General features: G+C 59.3%; 22 protein-coding genes. 13 read left to right on the top strand and 9 right to left on the bottom strand.

All coding sequences use genetic code 11. The features are described from left to right. Positions 1–92: 92 nt before the first annotated feature. Positions 93–518: a DoxX family protein gene (locus tag Enr8_RS11985; protein WP_146431813.1), complete on the top strand. Its 426-nt coding sequence runs from the start codon at positions 93–95 to the stop codon at positions 516–518. On the opposite strand, the gene Enr8_RS11990 is transcribed toward Enr8_RS11985, so the two are convergent. Further along, positions 448–1239, bottom strand: a complete 792-nt coding sequence (locus Enr8_RS11990) for a hypothetical protein (protein ID WP_146431815.1) — start codon at positions 1237–1239, stop codon at positions 448–450. The two genes, Enr8_RS11985 and Enr8_RS11990, sit on opposite strands and share 71 nt — an antisense overlap. Positions 1240–2102: 863 nt before the next feature. On the opposite strand from Enr8_RS11990, the gene Enr8_RS11995 reads away from it, so the two are divergent. From Enr8_RS11995 to Enr8_RS12005, 3 genes are all read left to right on the top strand, one after another. Next, positions 2103–3134, top strand: coding sequence for a DUF1559 domain-containing protein (locus Enr8_RS11995; protein ID WP_146433301.1), 1032 nt, complete (start codon positions 2103–2105; stop codon positions 3132–3134). Between the two features lie 59 nt (positions 3135–3193). Beyond that, positions 3194–3640 (top strand): hypothetical protein, encoded by a 447-nt coding sequence (locus tag Enr8_RS12000; RefSeq protein ID WP_146431816.1) that lies wholly within the window; start codon positions 3194–3196, stop codon positions 3638–3640. 70 nt (positions 3641–3710) lie between these two features. Next, positions 3711–5039 carry a PhoPQ-activated pathogenicity-related family protein gene (locus Enr8_RS12005; protein WP_146431817.1) on the top strand — a complete coding sequence of 443 codons (1329 nt, stop codon included), beginning with the start codon at positions 3711–3713 and terminating at the stop codon, positions 5037–5039. A 459-nt stretch (positions 5040–5498) separates the two neighbouring features. Here the strand turns inward: Enr8_RS12005 and Enr8_RS12010 are convergent, their stop codons facing one another. Genes Enr8_RS12010 through Enr8_RS12020 form a run of 3 tightly spaced genes read right to left on the bottom strand, consistent with a single transcriptional unit; the run spans position 5499 to position 5978 of the window. Next, on the bottom strand, positions 5499–5636 hold the full coding sequence (locus Enr8_RS12010; RefSeq protein WP_146431819.1) for a basic secretory protein-like protein: 138 nt from the start codon (positions 5634–5636) through the stop codon (positions 5499–5501). After that, entirely contained in the window at positions 5637–5762 is a 126-nt protein-coding gene (locus Enr8_RS26620) for a hypothetical protein (protein WP_146433303.1), read from the bottom strand. It lies immediately after the preceding gene. Positions 5763–5780: 18 nt separating this feature from the next. Then, entirely contained in the window at positions 5781–5978 is a 198-nt protein-coding gene (locus Enr8_RS12020) for a hypothetical protein (RefSeq protein ID WP_146431821.1), read from the bottom strand. 289 nt (positions 5979–6267) lie between these two features. On the opposite strand from Enr8_RS12020, the gene Enr8_RS12025 reads away from it, so the two are divergent. Beyond that, positions 6268–6813: a hypothetical protein gene (locus Enr8_RS12025; protein ID WP_146431822.1), complete on the top strand. Its 546-nt coding sequence runs from the start codon at positions 6268–6270 to the stop codon at positions 6811–6813. A 1-nt stretch (position 6814) separates the two neighbouring features. On the opposite strand, the gene Enr8_RS12030 is transcribed toward Enr8_RS12025, so the two are convergent. Then, positions 6815–8785 carry a PAS domain-containing sensor histidine kinase gene (locus tag Enr8_RS12030; RefSeq protein ID WP_146431824.1) on the bottom strand — a complete coding sequence of 657 codons (1971 nt, stop codon included), beginning with the start codon at positions 8783–8785 and terminating at the stop codon, positions 6815–6817. A 124-nt stretch (positions 8786–8909) separates the two neighbouring features. Next, complete coding sequence (locus Enr8_RS12035; RefSeq protein ID WP_146431825.1) at positions 8910–9956, bottom strand: lipid-binding SYLF domain-containing protein; 1047 nt, start codon at positions 9954–9956, stop codon at positions 8910–8912. 159 nt (positions 9957–10115) lie between these two features. On the opposite strand from Enr8_RS12035, the gene Enr8_RS12040 reads away from it, so the two are divergent. The 3 genes from Enr8_RS12040 to fba all read left to right on the top strand — a co-directional run bounded on the left by Enr8_RS12040 (position 10116) and on the right by fba (position 12552). Further along, the gene (locus tag Enr8_RS12040; RefSeq protein ID WP_146431827.1) at positions 10116–10295 is read left to right on the top strand and encodes a hypothetical protein; all 180 of its coding nucleotides are present in this window, start codon (positions 10116–10118) and stop codon (positions 10293–10295) included. Positions 10296–10478: 183 nt separating this feature from the next. After that, positions 10479–11396, top strand: a complete 918-nt coding sequence (locus tag Enr8_RS12045; protein WP_146431828.1) for a hypothetical protein — start codon at positions 10479–10481, stop codon at positions 11394–11396. Between the two features lie 139 nt (positions 11397–11535). Next, the gene (gene fba / locus Enr8_RS12050; RefSeq protein ID WP_146431830.1) at positions 11536–12552 is read left to right on the top strand and encodes a class II fructose-bisphosphate aldolase; all 1017 of its coding nucleotides are present in this window, start codon (positions 11536–11538) and stop codon (positions 12550–12552) included. A gap of 118 nt (positions 12553–12670) precedes the next feature. Here the strand turns inward: fba and Enr8_RS12055 are convergent, their stop codons facing one another. Further along, the gene (locus Enr8_RS12055; protein WP_146431832.1) at positions 12671–13090 is read right to left on the bottom strand and encodes a protein-tyrosine phosphatase family protein; all 420 of its coding nucleotides are present in this window, start codon (positions 13088–13090) and stop codon (positions 12671–12673) included. 123 nt (positions 13091–13213) lie between these two features. Between Enr8_RS12055 and Enr8_RS12060 the strand changes: the two genes are divergently transcribed. The 4 genes from Enr8_RS12060 (at position 13214) to Enr8_RS12075 (ending at position 17366) form a co-directional block, all read left to right on the top strand. Continuing rightward, positions 13214–14287, top strand: coding sequence for a S26 family signal peptidase (locus tag Enr8_RS12060; RefSeq protein WP_186767610.1), 1074 nt, complete (start codon positions 13214–13216; stop codon positions 14285–14287). 78 nt (positions 14288–14365) lie between these two features. Next, positions 14366–16138: a signal peptidase I gene (lepB, locus tag Enr8_RS26495; RefSeq protein ID WP_222434860.1), complete on the top strand. Its 1773-nt coding sequence runs from the start codon at positions 14366–14368 to the stop codon at positions 16136–16138. A 33-nt stretch (positions 16139–16171) separates the two neighbouring features. After that, the gene (lptB, locus tag Enr8_RS12070; RefSeq protein ID WP_146431837.1) at positions 16172–16942 is read left to right on the top strand and encodes an LPS export ABC transporter ATP-binding protein; all 771 of its coding nucleotides are present in this window, start codon (positions 16172–16174) and stop codon (positions 16940–16942) included. A gap of 91 nt (positions 16943–17033) precedes the next feature. Continuing rightward, positions 17034–17366, top strand: coding sequence for a DUF5362 domain-containing protein (locus tag Enr8_RS12075; protein WP_146431839.1), 333 nt, complete (start codon positions 17034–17036; stop codon positions 17364–17366). Positions 17367–17437: 71 nt separating this feature from the next. On the opposite strand, the gene Enr8_RS12080 is transcribed toward Enr8_RS12075, so the two are convergent. Then, entirely contained in the window at positions 17438–18322 is an 885-nt protein-coding gene (locus tag Enr8_RS12080; protein WP_222434861.1) for an SIR2 family NAD-dependent protein deacylase, read from the bottom strand. 38 nt (positions 18323–18360) lie between these two features. On the opposite strand from Enr8_RS12080, the gene Enr8_RS12085 reads away from it, so the two are divergent. Next, positions 18361–19464, top strand: a complete 1104-nt coding sequence (locus tag Enr8_RS12085) for a cis-3-hydroxy-L-proline dehydratase (RefSeq protein WP_146431841.1) — start codon at positions 18361–18363, stop codon at positions 19462–19464. Positions 19465–19839: 375 nt separating this feature from the next. Here the strand turns inward: Enr8_RS12085 and Enr8_RS12090 are convergent, their stop codons facing one another. After that, positions 19840–20625, bottom strand: a complete 786-nt coding sequence (locus Enr8_RS12090; RefSeq protein ID WP_146431843.1) for a class I SAM-dependent methyltransferase — start codon at positions 20623–20625, stop codon at positions 19840–19842. Between the last annotated feature and the right edge of the window lie 23 nt (positions 20626–20648).

Consider the following 20648-nt stretch of genomic DNA (forward strand, 5'->3'; position numbering starts at 1 on the left):
ACGCTGTTTGATTGATTTTCGAATTTCGCTCTCTGTATACTTCGTGAATCCTCGAGATTGCAGCTTTCCGGCATATTCAACAAGGCAACAAGATGAGCGAAGCGGCAACCCCGAACGACAAACCAAACCCCAACATGGTCGCCGTCTGGATTGGCCGGGTAACCACCGTCTTAGCCGGGCTGGCGTTTTTGGCGGCCGGGGTGATGAAGCTGTCGATGGCTTTGGGGGGCGAGCTTCATCCGGAAGTGGTCAAGCAGATGGAAGAAGGAGGCTTTCCGGTCGACAAGCTGTTGCCGCTGGGAATCTTGCTAACAACCTGCGCTTTGCTCTACCTGATTCCGCCGACATCGGTCTTGGGGGCGATCTTGCTGACGGGGTACATGGGTGGCGCGATCTGCGTCCATTGGTTGAAGAGCGAGGACATGACGGTGCAGATCATTCTGCCGATCATGGCCTGGCTGGGGATCTATCTGCGGGATCAGCGGCTGTGGAAGTTGATTCCGTTTCGCTGGGGTTAGTTGGCGTTTCTTCGGTCGTCGGTTCCAGCTCGGTCGATTCCTTTGGGGGCCACTCGCGCGGAAGCCAGTTGACCTCGACCTGGCCATGATGGTTCGTCTTTACTTCCATGCTCATGCTCCCTTCCGAGATCACGCGTGACTCGTCGGTTTGTGCTGGCGCGTCTGCGGTGGGAGCGTTTAGGTGAACCTTGCGAGGGTACCGCTCGAGCAGTTGGCGAACCGCGTCCGTTTGCGGAACATTGTCGACGAGCACGATCTCGACCTCGGGGAAGACGCGCAAGATCGCTTCCAGGTCGTTCGCATCGCGGATCGGCCCGCTGGTGATCAAGTGCTTTACCTGCGGCAAGACGGTCGTCTGCTCGTCGATCATTTCGACAGGCAGATTCATGATCGCGATCGGCGGCCGCAGCAGCGGCATCAGTTGGCTGGGGGGCTGCAGCTTGCTTAAGTCATCGAGTGACGGGTCGGGCGGTGCGCCGACTGCGTGGGATAGGTATTTCGCATGGCCGCCGCCAGGGAGGTAGCTGATGATGTACTCTTGTTGGGACGGGGCGCGATCGACCGACGTTCCATAGACGGAATTCAGTTGGTCCAACTGCTCATCGTATTGCTGCAGGACCCGCACCTGCCAAATGGCGACCCCGGCGAAGATCGTCAGCAGCGTGACGGCGACGCCAACGATCCAAGGGAGCGCGCAGCGGGAGAAGCTGGTTGGTTTCATGAGCGCCGCTTTCGCTGGAGGTAAGTGGCTGGTTCGATGTCAAAGGAGTTCGCCGGAGCCGCGAAGGTCTTGGCGTCGGACTTTGCCCAAAGTCGGAACTCCTTTTGCGATAAGGGGTTGCGGCTGGCAGGGATTTTCTCTGCCAGCGCGAACCCATCCCCGGCTGGGTTGTCTACCTAGAAGCCGCCGCGAGAATTGCTCTTGCAGAAGAGAACCAAGTGGCGCAAAGTTGAAGTATCGGGTTGCGTTAACGCGACGCAATTTACTAGAGCCCAGACCGACGCCGTCTAACAGGCTTGTATCGGCGCTGGCTGGGGTGGCTTTAGTGGAAAGGAGGTGGTTCAGTGGAATCTGTCTGTATTAGCCGAAGAGGTGGCGACGCCTAACGGCTGCCGGCGGGTTGCCGGTAGGCGCCCCACTGCCACATTAGATCCTTTTTTGATCTGATTTGGTTTCAATCGGGACGTGCGAAGAGTTCTCTTTTCGCACGTCCTGTTTTTTTGCGCGTCCTTCAGGCTCTCTCGAGACGCGACCTCTGAATCGACCTGTTCTCTGCAGCGTCGAGTTTGCCCAATGTTAAAGACGTTGAGTACATTCGCGCCGCCACCACGCTATCGATTGGCGCCAAGTATTCCAATCGGTTGATTATCGATAGAGCTTGTTGTGTTTGCTGGTTGAGTTTCTCGACGCGTGCGTCGAATTGCAGCGATCTGCTTTCGCTCGCAGAAATCTCACTTGCTCCAATTCGTCAGATTCCCTTCAATAGCCAACAGGCGTCACGGTTGAGCGAATGAGAGTTCGCAAAACGTTCGCCTCCTATTCTTCCATCTCTTCTTCTTACAATTTGATCAAGGAACGGCGTCATGATATGTCATCGCGCATGCGCTTCCGTCAACCGACGTAACGCTTTTACGTTGGTCGAACTATTGGTGGTCATTGCGATCATTGGAGTCTTGATCGCACTCTTATTGCCTGCGGTACAACAAGCCCGCGAAGCGGCTCGTCGCAGCCAGTGCTTGAACAACCTGAAGCAACAGGGGCTCGCGTTTCACAACTATCACGGCACCTACCAATGCTTCCCCTTCGGCTGGAACATCACTGGCGACTTGAACGGCTCAGGCTGGCCCTTTCAGCTTCTGCCGTACCTGGAGCAAACGGCCCTAAACGACAAATGGGACTCGCGCGTGCCGGCGATGGATCAGGCCGCCGCGATTGGTTTTCCGGCCGCTGCAGCGGCTTCCAATTTGGAAGTGATCCGCACGCCGATCGATGCGTTCATGTGTCCGTCAGCCGCCGAAGATACGGTTCATGATTACGGCGTGCCGGCCGATGGTATTGATCCAGGCGTTCCCCCGGTCGATCTGACCTGGACCGCCGCCCGCAGCGACTATTCGGCCACCAGCGGCATTCGGGGAGATTTCGCGTCGCTGGCGTACGCCTCGAACCCGGCCGCTAGTCGATCAGGCGTCCTTTGGCAGACCGGTTATGGCGGCAAGAGTTCCTGCCCCCGGATCGCCGACATCGTCGATGGGACGTCGAATACCTTTCTGGTTGGCGAACGTCTTGGCGGCTCGAACGTCTACAAGTTGCGGAAGATCGACGCGACGTTCACTGCCGCAGCAGGTCCGGTGCAAGGGGGCGCTTGGGGCGACATTTTGATCGGCGAACATTGGGCGCAAGGTTCGCTCTATGACGGCTCAATTGCCAGCAGCGGCGGCCCCTGCATCATCAACTGCTCCAACGGTCGGGGCTTTGGGTATTTCGCCTTTCATCCCGGCGGCGCCAACTTTCTGATGGGGGACGGTTCGGTGCGGTTCGTTCCATCGACGATTGCGTCGTACACGTTTGCGGCGATGGTCACGGCCAATAACGGCGAAGTGGTTAGCGATCTGTAGTCGAGATTCATTGCGCGGTATCGCTGTTCGCCTTCGTCCCGACCGAGAGGATCGATTTGATGAGCATTTGGAGATCGGCTGCGCTGGTTGTCTCCGCAGCGCTTGTTCCGCTGGGGTGCGGCCAGGAAGAGCACCAATATTACGCGAAACCAACCACCAAAGTCCTGGGTAAGGTCACTGTCGACGGCGCTGTACCAAGCAGTCCAATCGTGATCAAATGTCACCCAGTCGAAGGTATGGATCCCGAGCATCCTTCGGTCACCCAGGCGCTGACCAACGCCGATGGCGAATTTGTCCTTTCAACCTACCAGGAAGGAGACGGCGTTCCGCCGGGCGACTATTCACTGACGTTTTTCTGGGGCAAGTACAACGCCATTTCGGCTGGTTTTGTCGGACCAGACCGGTTGAAAAATCGGTATGTTAAACCTGACAAGTCGCCGATTACGCTGTCGGTCGCCGATGGCGAACCAATCGATATGGGAACGATCGCGCTGACGACCAAATAATCGTCGGCCAGGTCGCCGCTGAATGTTCCAAGAGCGCCAAGTCTTACCCTCCAAGTTGGAAAGTCCGCATATGATTCGCCCCTGGGTCGCCTGTTGGTTCGTCGCACTGACCATCACCTTCGTATCGCCCCGGTCTCTCTGGGCCGAGTCAATCGCCGAACCGGCGCCAACGGCGCTGCAAGAGTATGTCGCTAGGCCGGACGATAGCTTCACTTGGAAACTGGTCGAAACGACCGAATTGCCGTTGGCGATGGGCAAGTTGCACGAGGTGCAGTTCACGTCGCAAACCTGGCAAGGAATCGCTTGGACGCACACGCTGGCGATCTTCGAACCGCAGAAGATCGTGCATCCCAACCACTCGTTGCTGTTCATCACCGGCGGCCGCGTTGGCGGCAAGTTGCGCGACCGCGACATGATCGCCGGGGCGCGAATGGCCAACGCAGGCGGCGTTTGCGTCGGCTATTTGCTGCAGGTGCCCAACCAGCCGCTCCTGGGCGATCGGGTGGAAGACGATTTGATCACCGAGTCGTTTCTCCGCTATCTCGATTCGAAGGACGCAACTTGGCCGCTGCTCTTTCCGATGGCCAAAAGCGCCGTCCGCGCGATGGATGTGATGCAGGCAGTCGCCAAAGACCAATGGGATGGCAAGATCGAAGAGTTCGTCGTCTCGGGCGCCTCGAAACGGGGCTGGACCACCTGGCTGACCGCGGTGGCCGATCCGCGCGTCGCCGGGATCGCTCCGATCGTGATCGACACGCTTAACTTCCAGCCGCAGATGAAGCATCAGATTGACGTCTGGGGGAAGTACAGCCCGCAGATTGAAGACTACACTAGCAAAGGACTGGTCCGGGTGATGCAAGAACATCCCGAGGTCCCGCTGTGGCGGTGGGTCGATCCGTATACCTATCGCTCACAGCTGACCCTGCCCAAACTGATCATCAACGGCACCAATGATCCGTATTGGGTGGTCGACGCGCTAAACATCTACTGGGACGGGCTGTCAGGACCCAAGCATATCTTGTACGTCCCCAACGCCGGGCATGGTTTGGAAGGAGGCGTCGAAACGGCGCTCACCACGCTGGTCGCGTTCGTCAAACATGTGGCTGACGAAAAGCCGCTGCCGAACTTGAAATGGGAATATGGCGAAGCGGACAAGAAGATGACGCTGAATGTCCAAAGCGACGTTGCGCCGAAGGAAGTCCGGCTCTGGTCGGCCAAGTCGAGCGACGGCGACTTTCGCCCGTCGAAGTGGACGTCGACGCCGATTGAGCCTGCCGACGGCAACTACCTGGCCAGCGTCGAGTTGCCTGAAGAAGGTTTCGTGGCGATGTACGCCGAAGCCCGGTACGAGCTGGGAGGACACGTCTACTCACTGACGACGCAGATTCGTCGTCAGTAGTTCTCGTAGGGCAGGCCGCGCCTGCCGAATGCAAACGGCCTGCCGTCTTGTTGACTTGCAAGCGCAAAGTTGGGTTACGCTACGAGGCGCCCAAGCTACCCTTGCCAACGCTCTTGATGTCTAGCGTTTTGGCCTTCGGCAGGCACGGCCAACCGCATTAGAGCGGTTTTTCTCCATCTGTATCGTTCTGGCTGGTTGCGGCCGCGCTGGTCGGCGTTGACCTGCATCGACGAATCTTGAGGATTCGCCTGCTTCGGTCGCCTTGACCAGCTTGCCTCACTAACGCCAGAAACGCTACAGCTATCAGAAAAACGCTCTACGCCATCGGGTTGTTGGCCATAAAGTCGGCCCACAAATCGTCCAGGTTTTTGCCGGTCAGCTCTTCGAACATCTTTTCGTTGTACTGGCGACTGTGCGCAGAACGCCATCCAGTTTTGGCACGATGCGGCGATCGTACTTTCAGGTCAAGAAGGCGAGGAACGCGGCGGTGTTGTTGTAGCCGTCAGTGTACTTGGTGCGACCGCGATTGAGCGGATAGCGGGGGCGTTCCGCTTCGTACTTCCAGTAGCGGATGTAGTCGGCGATGCCTTCGACCAACTAGCCTGGCTTGTTACGAGCGCGAGGATACGACTGGACGACGTGCGTCAGTTCGTGGATCACCATCCCAAAATCTTCCGGATGCTTTTTGATCCAGGCAACGCTGATGTAGATGTTCTGGCCGATGGTGACGCTGCACTTGCTTCAGTACCAGCTCAACGCGCTTGGGGGCGTCCACTCGTCGGTATCCAGCAATTGGCAGATGACCGGGAACCACTGGTCGCACAACTGCTTGGCGTGTTCGCCCCAGGCGATCGCTTCTTCGTCATCGGCCGCTTCGTCGGTGATTAGCACAAACTCGGGCGTCGCCGGCGCTTTGGCGGTAGCGGGATACCACTTCATTTTCCAGGTCGTCGGCGGCGCGGCACAGCGAGGGAGCGAGTACCACAGACATTAGCAAGGTAAGGCAAGAGGAACGCAACATCACGGGTCGTTTCTCCCGGGTCCTGAAGGATAAATCGCGCAAAGATGTAACTGATGATTGCCGAGAGAAGCGGACTGGATAGCGAAATGCGGGAGCTGCCGGAAAAATCGATTTCTTCCGACCGGTGCGCAAACCGCAAGCTAAGCTTTCGATAGAGGGGAAATCTCCCTCGACGGAAGTAGTTTTTCTCCAACCGGAACGATAATCATGTTCGCGACTCAAAACCGCATTGCGATTTTTTGCGTAGCGATGACGCTGCTCGGATCTGAGAATGTTCTTGCCCAAGACGGCGACGCCACCAAAAGCGACGACAATTTCTACTCGTTCATGATGGATGGCCAGTCCGATAAGCAGCGCCGCGGGAAGACGCCGGAAGTGCTCGCTCCTTACAACGCGCCGATGCCGGCGATGGATTTCTGGGGCGGCGACTTCGGGCATGGCCCCGAGTTTTGGGGCGGCTATGGCATGCCTTACGGCGGCTACGTTGGCTTCAACCCAATTGGCTATGGGCCGATTGGCTATGGCGTCCCTTACAGCTATCCAGCCGGCATCGGATACCCGGGCGACTATGGATATGGCTACGACTACGGATTCGGGCCGCAACCGGTTCCGACCGGACCTGGCCTGCGTACCGAGCTAGAATCGCGGGCCGCGAGCCAACAGCCGGTGAAGCTGGAGCAGCATCCCAAGATGCCGTTTGGCGGTGGACCGGGACCGATTCGACCGCCGATGGCCGCGCCGCCGCAGAAGTAGTCTACTCGTGCGACATCGATTGTTGCAGCGCGTGCAGTTCGGTCTGCCGCGCCAGCGTCGGCAGTTTCACGAAGATCTGCGTCCCGGCGCCGATCACGCTGTCGATGTTCGCCGACCCGCCGAATAGTCGCGCCCGCTCGATGATGCCGCGGACGCCGAACCGTTCGTGCGACACCTTCGATAGATCGAAGCCTTTCCCGTCGTCGGAGATTTCGATTTCGATCTGATCTCCTGCGCGGCGGACCATGATGTCGGTGTGCTTGACGCCGCTATGACGACGAACGTTGGAGATCCCTTCCTGGACGATCCGGAACATGGCGCCGGTTAGCAGCGGATCGAGGTCGTCGAATTCTCCTTCTGACGCAATCGCCACGTCAAAGCCATAGCGATCCGCTTCCTCGGCCGCCAGGTAACGCAGCGCTTCGGCCAGGCCGTCGTCATCAATCACCAGCGGACGCAACCGGCTGATCGTGCGGCGGGCTTCGGTGATCGCCGAACGGAGCATCTCGAGCCCTTTCGTTTGATCTTCGACCGCCGGATGATTTTCGTCCTGCAGTCGATAGCGAACGGCGTCGAGCGCGAACTGGGCGCCGACGACGTACTGAACGAACCCGTCATGAATCTCGAGCGCGGTCAGCTGGCGCTCTTTCTCCTGCAACTGCCACAGTTCGCGGAGCAGTTGTTCGTCGTGGGCCAATCGGCGTTGCGTGCGTCGCAGCTCCGAGACGTCGGTCGACGTGATCACGGCGCCTTGGATTTCGTCGTCGATGATCAGCGGCCCGCAGCGAACAAGCAGATCTAACACGCCCCCATCGTACGAAAACGTCGTTTCCCATTGCCGCATTTCGCCATTGTCGAGCGTCGCCTGCAGGTGCGATTTAATCGCCAAGGCGTCGCCTGGGGTGGCCAAATCGACCATCGGGACGCCAATCACTTGCTCACGCGTGACCCCTGGCGCTGTGCGGTTGATGTAGGTAAAGACGCCCTGACGGTCAAGCGTCATCATGAAGTCAGGCGAGCAATCGCTCATCGCTTGCCATCGGGCAGCCATCGCGTCGATCTCGGCGCTGGCCTTTACGACCTTTGATTCCAATTCGCCGCGGGCCCTTTCCAGGTGAGTCACATCCCAACAGACGCCGCAGAACAGTTTCGCCTTACCGTTCGCATCGCGCTGCACGATGCCGCGGTCGGAGAGGTGATGGACCGAGCCGTCCGGCCAGACGACGCGATAGTTGACCTCGTAAGAAGTCCGGTTGGCGATCAGATCCTCGATGACTTCCATGATGCGCGGCAGATCTTCGGGATGGAGCGCATTCACGAAGTCGCTCATCTTGATCACTTCGGAGTCGACCTGACGGCCGAACGCCGGAAAGTTCTTGCCGGTGATCACCAAGTCGTCGGTTTCCAGATTCCAGAAGTAGATCCCCATGTCCGGCGTCGTCAGGGCCAGCTTGACCTGCTGTTGCGACTCGGCCAGCCGCGCTTCGATCTCTTTTTCTTCGGTGATGTCGATGCAGATGCCGCTGTACGACAGATAGTCGTCGGAAAGCTGACGTGCATTCGAGCGAATGCGGGCCCAACTCACCTGCTGATCCGGCGAGACGAGTCGCATGTCAATCGCAAACGGCAGACTCGGGTCCTTCAAGCAGGCGTCGGCCATCGCGTGATATCGCTCGCGATCGTCCGGGTGGATCATCTCGACCATCAACTCGGGCCGGCCATAAACCTGTTCCGGCGAATAGCCAAACCGTTGGATCCCTTGGCCGATGTAAGTCATCTCCAATTCGCTGCCGTCCACCTTGTTTTTGGTTTGGAACAGGAAGCAGGGGAGACTGTCGGCCACACCGCGCAGCAACGTGACCTGCTGACGCAGCTCTTGAATCTCGCGATCTTGCTCGGCGCAGCGAGACTCGGCCTGATGAAGTCGCTCCTGGAACTGGGCGATGACTTGTTCAGAAGTTGGAGAATCCACAGCTTGGCTTTGAACTTACGGCGGCATGAAGAGATAAGGGATCTCTACAATTCTAACCGCAAGTTTCTTATATACGCACCCGGAGGGGTGTGGATCTCCGCATTGCCCCATCGGAATATGCCGATTACTTCGGCGGAGGCGGAAGTTGCAGCCCGCTGTTGCCAACCGGTTGGGCCAGCGCCGCCGAATACTGCTCGAGCAACGCCACCAACGAGCGGAAATCGGGGCGCTGCGTCAATTGAGCGTAGTCGGGGTTGGCCATGATGCGGCGGAAGTTCTCCAGCGACGTGGCCATCGCCTGGGGCGAAGGTTGGCGTCCGGGGGTGTAGACCTCGGCCGGCAATGCGAGATACTGGCGCCAGTTTTCGTCCAAAACCGCCGCCAAACGCTGCGACGCCGACGCGGTCTCGGCCTGCAATTGGTTCAGGTGTTCCGAAGCTTCGGCGACGTTTTCAATCGCCGGCGTGGGCGAAGTCAGTTTCATCTGCGGCTGTCCTTGCACGACGACCTGTCCCGCCGGAACCGGGGCCGAGTACTTCAGGACCGTGGCGACCAGTTCGTTGGCGGCCGGCGGAACGCCATTGGCGTAGTAAGCCTGCGTGGCGGCCGGGTTCATCTTCAGGGCGCTGCCGTCCAGCGAAGCGCCGATAAACAGGCCGCGGCTGCGGTTGTACGAGTAGATCTCGGATTTCAGCTGCAGATCGGTTCCGGCCGAAGCTTGTCGACCGACCGGGCCAGCGGCCGCCGCGGCGTCGACGCCCAGCGTGAACTGCCCCTTAAGCAGGTTTTGGACGCTGTTCTGAGTGCGGAAGACGAGGATGACGTCGGTCGATTGGACCCCGACCTGCCAGCCGACGCTGCCGCCGGTCATGCTGACGAACTGCGGAGCGGTCCAGCCGCCGGTGTTGGCGTCGCGGACCATTACCACGCCATTGCCATGCCGTACGCCGACGACGAAGCCCCCTTTGATCATGTTCGGAATGATCACCAGGCCTTGGGCGTCTTCCAGCATCTTGTGCGGAATCCCTTTGGCGGGGATCTGCATGATGTCGCTCAGGACGCTGGTCGCCTGAGCGACCGTTTGATTTTCGAGCGATTGGGCGTGGGCCGTCGTGGCGGCCGACAGCGCGACCGCACAAAGAGCCGCTAGCGTCAGTTTTGCGTAGTGCATCGCAATCCTCCTTGTTCGTCGCACTCTCTTGTTTCCATGTTTGATACGGCAATTTACCCGGGATGGGTTGGTGGGAAAACAGAGAAATCTTCGCTAGCACCCGCTGCGGACCGGCATATTCGGATTGATTTCCCCCACCGATGTGTCGATGATCCCGATATGAAGAAGATCACGTTCACCATCTTGATGCTGATGTTGCTGCCCATGTTGTCGGGCTGCGCTGCATGCGACTGGCTGCTCGGGGGAATCGCTGACAACTATTATGGCGCCGCCAATCGCACCGAACGTTGGCAGAACTCGACCGGGCACGAATTTCAGCAAAGCGACTTTCAGTACTAGCAGCATCGCCCCTATCTCTCGTATCCCCCTCCATTGATCTTTTCGGGCCGGTTGATGTTGACCCCGGTCGGCTTTGCGGCGTAATCTCCTGCCGAGAATTCGCGGCCGCATGAAATACATATCGCGGCGCGAACTCTTTCCCCCTTTGCTGCTAGCAACCTTGTCTGTTGGATCGAACCGAGGATGTCCCTTTCGGCCCGTTACCTGTCGCTTCTCACCTTGCTTGCATATTCCGCGTGCGGCTGCGCACTGTGGCAGACCGAACCGACTTCGGAACCCTCTTCTCTTCCCTCCAGCGACATCGCCGACGATACGGTCATCCTGGAAACGACCAAGGTTCGCATTCCGACCGTGCACGAAGATGCAATCCAGCAGATGTGGCTGGAAGTGGACGAGCAGTTCATGCCGGCCGCGATGCGCAGTCGTCTGTATGAGAACGGGATCCGCGTCGGACTGATCAACTATCACCTGCCCGAGCAGGTTCGTAATTTGATTTCGGCCAACTCCGGCAAAGCGGGGCTTAACGGACAGTCGTCGGTCTTGATCAAAGATGGCGACGTGCCGATCGCCGAGCAGCGCCGCTTCCGCAAAGGGAAGCGGGGAGAACTGGTCGCCTCGGACGTAATGCCCGAGCTGACCTGCTTCGTCAAACAGGGGGACGCCGTGACCGGCGAGACCTACTACCAGGCGCAGTGCCGCTTTGCGATTCTCACGTATCCCCAGGGAGATGGCCGCGTCTTGATTGAACTGGTACCAGAGATCCAGCATGGTCAGCCGCAGCGTAAGTTCTCATCCAGCGGTGACGGGGTCTTTCAGCTGGCCGCCAAACCGCGCTCCGAACCGCTCACCGACCTGACCATGAAGGCGATCATGGCGCCGGGCGAAACGCTCATTTTGGGCGCCACCGACGAGCTGCGCGGGGTCGGCAAATCGTTCTTTACCCGTGATGACGGGCGGCGTCAGGTGCTGCTGATCCGCCTGGCGGCGAGCCAAACCGACGGTCTGTTTGCCGGCGATGTAGAAAAAACTCCCGAACCCGGGGGGATTTCGCCCATTAAAGCAGAATCTACGGAAACCTATGGCTCCGTGACGTTTGATTAGTTTCCGGGGGATTGACCGGAACGCTCTTGCAGTTTGATAATCGAGCGATTCAATCACGGAAATTACTTACCACAGGGCGCAACCCGGCGGCGATTTCGCTTCTAGCGCGTCCGAATAGTTCTGCTGAGGAGAGAAGTCTATGCCTCTGGTTACGCTCCGCACCCTGCTCGATCACGCCGCCGAAAACGATTACGGCGTCGCCGCGTTCAACGTCAACAACATGGAGCAGATCCAATCGATCATGGAAGCTGCCGCCGAGACCGATTCTCCGGTCATCGTCCAAGCTTCGCGTGGCGCTCGCGCTTACTCGCAAGACAACTACCTGCGTCACCTGATGCTGGCCGCTGCGGAACTCTACCCGCAGATTCCGATCGTCATGCACCAGGACCACGGCAACAGCCCGGAAACCTGCATGAGCGCCGTCGAAAACGGCTTCACGTCGGTGATGATGGACGGTTCGCTGAAGGAAGATGGTAAGACTCCGGCCGACTTTGACTACAACGTCGCGGTCACCAAGAAGGTGGTCGAACTGGCTCACTCCAAGGGCGTTGGCGTCGAAGGCGAACTCGGTTGCTTGGGTTCGCTGGAAAGCGGCACCGGCGAAGCGGAAGATGGTCACGGCGCCGTCGGCGAACTGTCGCACGATCAGCTGTTGACCGATCCGGACGAAGCGGCCGAATTTGTGAAGCTGACCAATGTGGATGCGTTGGCCGTCGCGATCGGCACCAGCCATGGCGCTTACAAGTTCACCAAGAAGCCGACCGGCGAAGTCTTGGCGATGGACCGCATCGAAGCGATCCACAAGAAGTTGCCGAACACCCACCTGGTGATGCACGGCAGCTCGTCGGTTCCGCAAGAGCTGCAAGACATCATCAACCAGTACGGCGGCGAAATGAAGCAAACGTTCGGCGTGCCGGTCGAAGAAATTCAACGCGGCATCAAGAGCGGCGTTCGCAAGATCAACGTCGACACCGACAACCGCATGGCGATCACCGGCGCCATCCGCAAGGTCCTGCAAGAGAAGCCGGCGGAATTTGATCCCCGCGCTTACATGAAGCCGGCCCGCGAAGCGATGAAGCAAGTCTGCATCGCCCGCATGACCGCCTTCGGCCAAGCCGGCCAGGCCGCCAAGATGCGCGACGCCAAGCTGTTTTAATCGCAGCTCGATTCACGGCCCACAGTTGTAAAACTGAAAAACGCCCTGGTCGATTGGCCAGGGCGTTTTGCGTTTCGAATAGTAGCCCGCAGCGCGAGCGAGGGAAAAGCGGTCTCAATCACCCAGCGGCATGCACCGCCAAGAGATCACGCCACAAATGCGGAGAAACCTGCAGCGGCATTCGCTCGGCCAGCTCGGCCAAGACCTCATCCGGAGAACGCGATTCGACCTGTGCCAAGGCGATCGCCGCCACCGACGGGGAACGACTCATCCCAGCGCTGCAGAACAGCAGAGTCGGCGTTTGTTCGTCTAACAGTCGCACAACCGTGGCGACGGCCAACTTCAACGTCGCAGGCGAATTGCCACTTCCATCCAGAATCGGAATGCGACAGTAGATCAGCTCGCGAGTCAAAGGGATTGGCGGCTCTTCCATCGCCAGATCGCAAATCGCTACGGCCCCCAGGTCATGTAACCGCCGCAGGTCGCGCGCTTCGACGACGTTGGCGATCCAAAATCGATGGCGGAGGAGTTCTTGCATTTGTTGAGCGTGCGAGACGTACTTGTGGTTGTTTCTATTGTAGGCCGCCGGTTAGCTTCATGTTGCGGAATTGTTCTGCCATCCGCTTTTCCCTCGCTTGCGCTTCGGGCTACTATTGGAGGTATGCAACGGCTTTTGACACTGGGGGGACTCTTGGCGATCGCGGCTTTGGCCGGCGGGTACTTCCTTGCTGCGCGGCAGGCGACCTATCGCGTCAGCGGGCCGTCGATGGCGCCGGCTTTGTTGGGACCGCACTATGAAGTCGTTTGTCCTGAATGTGGACATGCCTTTGCGATCGATGCGACGCGCGGACCGCTGCCAACCGCCACGTGCGACTACTGCGGCGCGATTGCGGCGGTGAAGACCGGCGAAGTGATCGCTGGCGATGCGATCCAGCCCAAGTCGGGCGAGATCGAGCGGTTGGACTTGGTGATGTTTCCTGATCCAGACGATCCGGCGCAGCAGGTCGTCAAACGGATTGTTGGACTGCCGGGCGAAACGATCGCTGGTCGCGACGGCGACTTGTGGATCAACGGCCGGCGGTATCAAAAGTCGTGGGAAGAATTCCGCCGCGTCGCCATTCCGGTCTTTGAGACCACCGGGCTGATCGAGCAGTCGCCGCCCCACCTCATCAAGTCGGCGGACGGATCGATCGCGTATCATCACCAAGTGCACAGCCAGGGGATTCAGCTCTCCGGCGAGTCGCCGCCGCTGGATGACTATCCCTACAATCAAGGCCTGCCGGGCAAGCTGCGGCCGATTCGCGATCTCGGACTGGTTTGCCAGTTGCAAGGGGACGAGGCCCCGTTGGCGTTGGCGATCATCCATCGCGATGGGGAGTGGCGAAGAAAATTTGCCGCGGACTCGGCGGAGAAATCGCTCGACGTGGGGCTGGCCCTATGCGACGGCCGGCTGATCAGCAATCGCGGAGCCCCTGTATCGATCGACGAGACCGAGCTGGCGACGTGCGAACTGGCTGCGACTCCCCTTCGCTTAAGTACCGGGGGAAACGGGGGGTTGGGTCGATTTTTGGTCCTGCGGGACATTCATTACGCCGATTTTCCCGAAACCAAGGTACCTGCACACGCGTACTACGTTTTGGGGGATAATGTGCTGGCATCGCGAGATTCGCGAGAATTTGGCCCGATTTCGGCCAAAAACGTCCGGGGGATGGTCCCCGCTAGCAAGCCGGACTAAAGTTCCTTCCGATTGGCAAATCCGGTATAGTTTCGCTTTTGGCGCCCAAATTGCGCCCCCTATCGTCTGAGAACGTGCATGGCCCGTAAGAATCGAACCAAGTCCGCCATTCCCGACGCCCCCCAAGCGAAACCGACGGCGGCGACGAAGGCCGCTCCGCCGAAGAAGTCGGCCGCCGACAACTTTGCGATCACGCGCGAGTTCATCGAGTCGGTGGCGATCGCGATCGTGTTGGCGCTGCTGTTCCGCGCGTTCGAGGCCGAAGCGTTCATCATTCCGACCGGTTCGATGGCCCCGACGCTATTCGGGCGGCACAAGGACGTCCTGGACGAAGAGACGGGGTACGAGTACCACGTCGGCGCCAGCGAAGAAATGAACAAACAGTCGGGGCAGAAGATCGACGGCAACGATCTGGTCAGCACGATCGATCCGCTCTACCACACCGTCCAAAATATCGAACACCTGCCGTCGTATCCGGGCGACCGGATCCTGGTCAGCAAGTTTGCGTACGAGTTCTTCTCGCCCAAGCGGTGGGATGTGATCGTCTTCAAGTTCCCGCTCGAGCCGAACGTCAATTACATCAAGCGGTTGATCGGCCTGCCGGGCGAAACGGTCAACATCTGGCACGGCGATATTTACATCACGGAAGATCCCGAGGATGAAGTCGGCAAGATTGCCCGCAAGCCTCCCCGCAAACAGCTGACGATGCTGCAGATGGTCTACGATTCCGACTTTCCGAATCCCGACCTTCAGCAAGCAGGCTTTCCTGATCGTTTTGAGCCGTACCCGCTAAGCAGTGCGGCCTGGCAAAAGCAGGACGACGCCGAGTTTCCGTACGTCTGCCAGCCGACCGGCGGCGAGATCGATTGGCTCCGCTATCGCAATATCTTCCCCGATTCGTCGGACTGGAACATGGCCAAGCATGGCCAGAAGGTTAACGCGGAAAAAGCGCGAGAAGAAGACAGCAGCCTGATCACCGACTTCAACGTCTACAACGCGGCCTGGTACTCGGGACGCCCCGGTTTGCAGTCGCTCGATTACGGCATGCACTGGGTTGGCGACTTGGCGATAGAAGCCGATTTGAACATCGAGTCCGACTCGGGCGAAGTGATCTTGGAGTTGGTCGAAGGTCAGCACAAGTTCCGCTGTACGTTTGACGTGGCGACCGGAGCGACGACGCTGTCGATTCTGGGAGACAAGATCACCTTTGACGCCAACGACGCCCGGTCGTTGGAATTCAAGACCTCGGTTCGCGGGCCAGGCAATTATTCGGTCCGCTTCGCCAACTGCGACGACGAACTGCGACTCTGGATCGATGAGAGCCTGGTGACGTTGCCGTCGCCGGCAACGTTCGTCTCGCCGCGCAACGTCAAACCGTTTTGGAGCGAAGAAGACCCGGGCGACCTGTTGCCGGTCGGCATCGGCTCGCGCGGCGCCAAGCTGTCGGCCAAGAGCCTACGAATCAAACGCGACGTCTACTACATCGCCGACTCGGCGCAAGCGCGCGAGTCCCGTGGTCGCGATCCGATCTTCGACTATCACACGCCGACCGGCGATCGACCGCAGACCGACGAACAGATTCTGGATACGATGCGTGATCCGGCGATCTGGAATACGACCGACCTGTGGGACATGCGGGCCCTGGCGCAGTTTACGCTCGAAGAAGAACAGTATTTCCCCCTGGGAGATAATAGTGCGGCGAGCTTTGACGGGCGACTTTGGCCGCCCGGCGAACAGCATGTGCCGAGCGACTTGTTGATCGGCAAGGCGCTGTTCGTCTACTGGCCCCATTCGACGCACAAACCGATTCCTTACTTTCCCAATTTCCGTCGGATGAAGTTCATCGAGTAAACGCTTACTCGATTGCTTCTCGACGCGGCATGGATGCGCAGCGAGATCATGGAAGAGCTCATTCTCTCGGCTAACGACCTGGAAAAGGTCTACGGCAAACGCAAGGTGGTCGACGGAGTCACCTTTGACGTCCGTCGTGGCGAAATCGTCGGTTTGCTCGGCTCCAACGGCGCCGGCAAGACGACCAGTTTCCGCATGACCTGCGGCATGATCGAACCGAACAAGGGGAAGGTCTATCTCAACGGCAAGAACGTCACCGACTGGCCGATGTTCAAGCGTTGTCGCGATGGCGGGATGGGCTACTTGGCCCAAGACTCCAGCGTCTTCCGTAAGCTGACGGTCGAGCAGAACCTGTTGGGCGTGATGGAACTGCTGGGGATGGATGGCAAGACCCGCCGCAAACGGTGCGACGAGCTGCTCAACCGCTTTGACATCACCCACATTCGCAAGTCGCGAGCCGCTTCGCTTTCTGGCGGCGAACGTCGCCGGCTGGAGATCGCCCGCTGTCTGGTCTCCGATCCCGAAATCATCATGCTCGACGAACCATTTACCGGGATCGACCCGGTCACCGTCGATAGCATCCAGGTGATCATCAAAGAACTGCGGCAGTGGGGGATCTCGATCTTGATCACCGACCACCAGGCCGAAAAGACGCTGGAGATCATCGACCGCTGCTACGTTGTCCATCGCGGCAAGATCTTGTGCGAAGGTCGCCCGGACGAAGTGGTGAAGCATCCCGATGCGATCGAGTATTACTTCGGCAACTTGCACCGAGCGTTTGATCGCCCCGGCGCCGCTGCTTGAAGCGAAGGATAGCGAAGCGGCGTCTTGTGAGTCACGATAGTTAGTCGGCCTTGTCGCCGCCTAACTATTTCTTACGCCGAAAGCCAATCGCATGTCTGACAATCCGTTCGCTTCGCCTGCTAGTGACCAGCCGTCTCATTCCGCCGCCGACGTTGATGCGCTTGGATCGCTCGGCATCTTGCAACCACTGCTGAACATCGGCGTCTGGGCGAAGGTGCTGGCGATTTCGATGATCCTGTTGGGGATTGGTTTCGTCATGTCGATCGTCGGGATCGTCGTCGGCTGGCTGCCGATCTGGGCCGGCGTGCTGTTGTGGCAACATTCGACGCAAATCGCCGAGGCCCAGCGTCTGCAAGATAGTCGCATGTTGCGCGAATCGATTGAGAAACTGGCGACCTCGATCAAGCTCGCCGCCATCTTTTAAGCGGTCATCATGGCGCTGTACGCCCTCTATTTCCTGGTCATCATCGTGGTGATTATTCTGGGAGCGAACTTTTAAATGACGCCAGCTAACGCCGCGTTGATCGCCGACAACGTGGCGCCGATGCCGCCGGTCAGTTTGACGTCGGCAATGTTGTCGAGACCGGTCTCGTCGCGGTTGAGAATCACAATGCGGCCGCCGCTTCGCTTGACGTAGACCGGCAAGTCGGCCGCTGGAGTGACGATCAGCGAAGAGCCGATCGCCAAAATCAACTCCGCCTCGCCGCACCAATCGTACGCTTTTTCCAGCACGTCGGTCGGCAACATCTGGCCAAACGATACGGTCGCATGTTTTAAGCGCCCGGTCTCGCACTGGGGGCAGAGTGGGACCTGGCCGCTCGCGCGAAACTCAGCGACCAGCGGCTCGATATCAAAGCGGGCCGAGCAATCGAGGCAGGTCGCCGCCCGCGCCGTTCCGTGCAACTCCAGCACGTTCTGGTTGCCGGCGATCTGGTGCAAGCCGTCGATGTTTTGCGTAATCACGCCGCGAGCGATCTGCCGCGTTTCCCAATCGGCCAACACCTGGTGTCCGGCGTTGGGCGCAGCGGCGGCGAACTCGGTGTGCGCTTCCGCCTTTTGCTCCCAGTACTCACGCCGCGCCGATGCGGAGCGGCAGAACTCGTCGTAGTAGATCGTCCGGTAACGCGTCCAGACGCCGCCGGGAGAACGAAAGTCGGGAATGCCGCTCTCGGTGCTGATGCCGGCGCCGGTAAACAGGACGGTCGATTTGGACGCCGCCAACCACTTGGCGACTTGGGCGATGTCGTCCGCTTCGCTCATGTTGTTCCCACTCCTGCGAGGACTGCTGAAGACCGCATTGCCATCATTGTACCGCTTGTCGTGACAAGTTCGGACTCCGCCTGGTTCGACCAGGGCGGACGGAAGAATGCTATACTTCAATCGGCCTCCCTCTTCTCCCAAACTGATCGAGCCGCATCATGAAGATCACGTCGATTACCGTCTATCAGGTTGATTTGCCGCTGCACGAAGGAAACTACGCCTGGAGCGAAGGCAAAAGCGTCTCGGTCTTTGACAGCACGGTCGTGCGCATCGAGACCGACGAAGGCATTACCGGCCATGGCGAGGTCTGCCCCTTGGGCCCGGTCTATTTGCCCGCCTATGCCGCCGGCGTACGGACTGGCGTCGCCGAACTGGCGCCGCAGTTGATCGGCGATGACCCGACCGAACTGGCCAAGCTGAACCGCAAGATGGATACCCTGCTGAAAGGGCACCCTTACGTCAAATCGGCGATCGACGTCGCCTGTTGGGACATCCTGGGGCAAGCGGCCGGCATGCCGGTCTGTACGCTCCTAGGCGGTCGCTTTGGCGACGATGTGGTGCTCTACCGGGCGATCTCGCAACGACCGCCGGCCGAGATGGCCGAGAACGTCGCCATGTATCGCGGCGAAGGTTATCGCCGCTTTCAGCTGAAGGTAGGTGGCGATCCGAACGAGGATATCGAACGCATCCGCGAGGCGGCCGAGATGCTGCAGCCTGGCGACAAGCTGGTCGCCGACGCCAACACCGGTTGGCTGAAGCACGAAGCGCTCCGCGTGGTAAACGCCGTTCGCGCCGTGGACGTTTACATCGAGCAGCCCTGCGCCTCGTACGACGATTGCCGCGTTGTGCGCGAGCGTACCGCCCTTCCCTTCATCTTGGACGAAGTGATCGATAGCGTTGGTCGCATTGCCGCCTGCGCCACCGATCGTGCCGCCGACGTCGTCAATCTGAAGATCAGCAAGCTGGGCGGATTGACCAAGGCTCGCCAGGCCCGCGACCTGTGCGTCTCGCTAGGGATCGCAATGACAATCGAAGATAGTTGGGGCGGCGACATCGTCACCGCCGCGATCGCCCATCTGGCCCACAGTACGCCAACCGAGTTCCTCTTCTCGTCGACCGACTTCAACAGCTACGTCACCAAAAGCATCGCCGACGGAGCGCCCCAGCGGATCAGCGGAAGAATGGCCGCGTCTACCGAGCCGGGATTGGGCGTCACGCCGAAGTTAGACGTGCTCGGCAAGCCAGTCGCCGTCTATAAGTAACCACTCTATATGGTTAGCCCAGAAAGCTCCGCTTTCTGGGCCGACATCGTCGACAGGAGGCATCAATCCGCGGTGGGATTATCTGCGGCGGTTCCCTAGCAGTCCGTTGATTTTCTCGACGGACTGCGTGATCGCATGGATGCGATCCCAAAATAGCGACGTAAGTCGTTATTTTGCGAGCCGCGAAGAGCTACGCTCTGAGCCTGGCGAGGTTGGAAAATGCCACGATGGCATTTTTCAACAGGCAGCTAGTCGTTTGAGCCGGCGCACCTCCGATCTTTCTTCTCTACCTCGGCCTGATGCCTCCTGCGGCTGCGCCGCCCCGAAAGCGGAGCTTTCGCGGCTAACCAATTTGGGTGCGCCAATCTAGGTGCGCTATGCCGAGCAAACCACGATCCAGCCGCTGGCCCGCAATCCGCCGAAGAGCCAGCTCGCTCGCAGGCGGTTTTGTCGATTCATCGCCAGTGGCACGACGCGGTCGATTTCCAGCCCCGGGGCTTTCAGGGCTCGCAGTAGCTCGCCACGACTGAAGACGTGCAGGAAGAAGTTCGGGATGTTGCGGTAGTGGTAGTACTTGTCGCCCCGCTCATGCCACTTCCGCACATACGAGCGAAACAGGTGCAGCATCACCCAGCTGAATCCGCTTGGCTCAAACAGGTTGAACCAAAAGTTGTGGACGTGCACCACGAACTTGCCGCCCGGCTTGAGGATTCGTTTTACGTGGGTGAGGAACGCGGCGCGGTTTTCGGCGCCATGGATCATGCCCAGCGTGCTGAAGAGACAGATCGCATGATCGACCGAATTGGTTTCGATCGCACTTAGGTCGACCAGGTTGGCCTGCACGCACGTAATATCGAGATCGTCGAGCTTCGCCTTCTCGGCGACGACCCGCAGCATCTCGGCCGACAGATCAACCGCCAGGCCCCGATTGCCGCGGCGGACGAGCGGAACGAGCGCCCGAGCCGTTCCACAGCCAAGATCGGCGACTAGGCCGGTAGGAGGAATTGACTCGGCGACGACCGCTTCGTCAAACTGAAACAGGTCGCTGAAGGCGAAGTATTCGTCGTAGTCATCCGCGATCGCCGGCGACTCGACGTAATCCATCGTGCCGCGGGTTACGCCGCTGGGAAGCTGCCATCGAGGTTGAGATTTGCCGGCCATAGACGGCGATTATAAGCGGCCGA

Origin of the sequence: Blastopirellula retiformator, assembly GCF_007859755.1 — a bacterium.
Classification (GTDB): Bacteria; Planctomycetota; Planctomycetia; order Pirellulales; family Pirellulaceae; genus Blastopirellula; species Blastopirellula retiformator.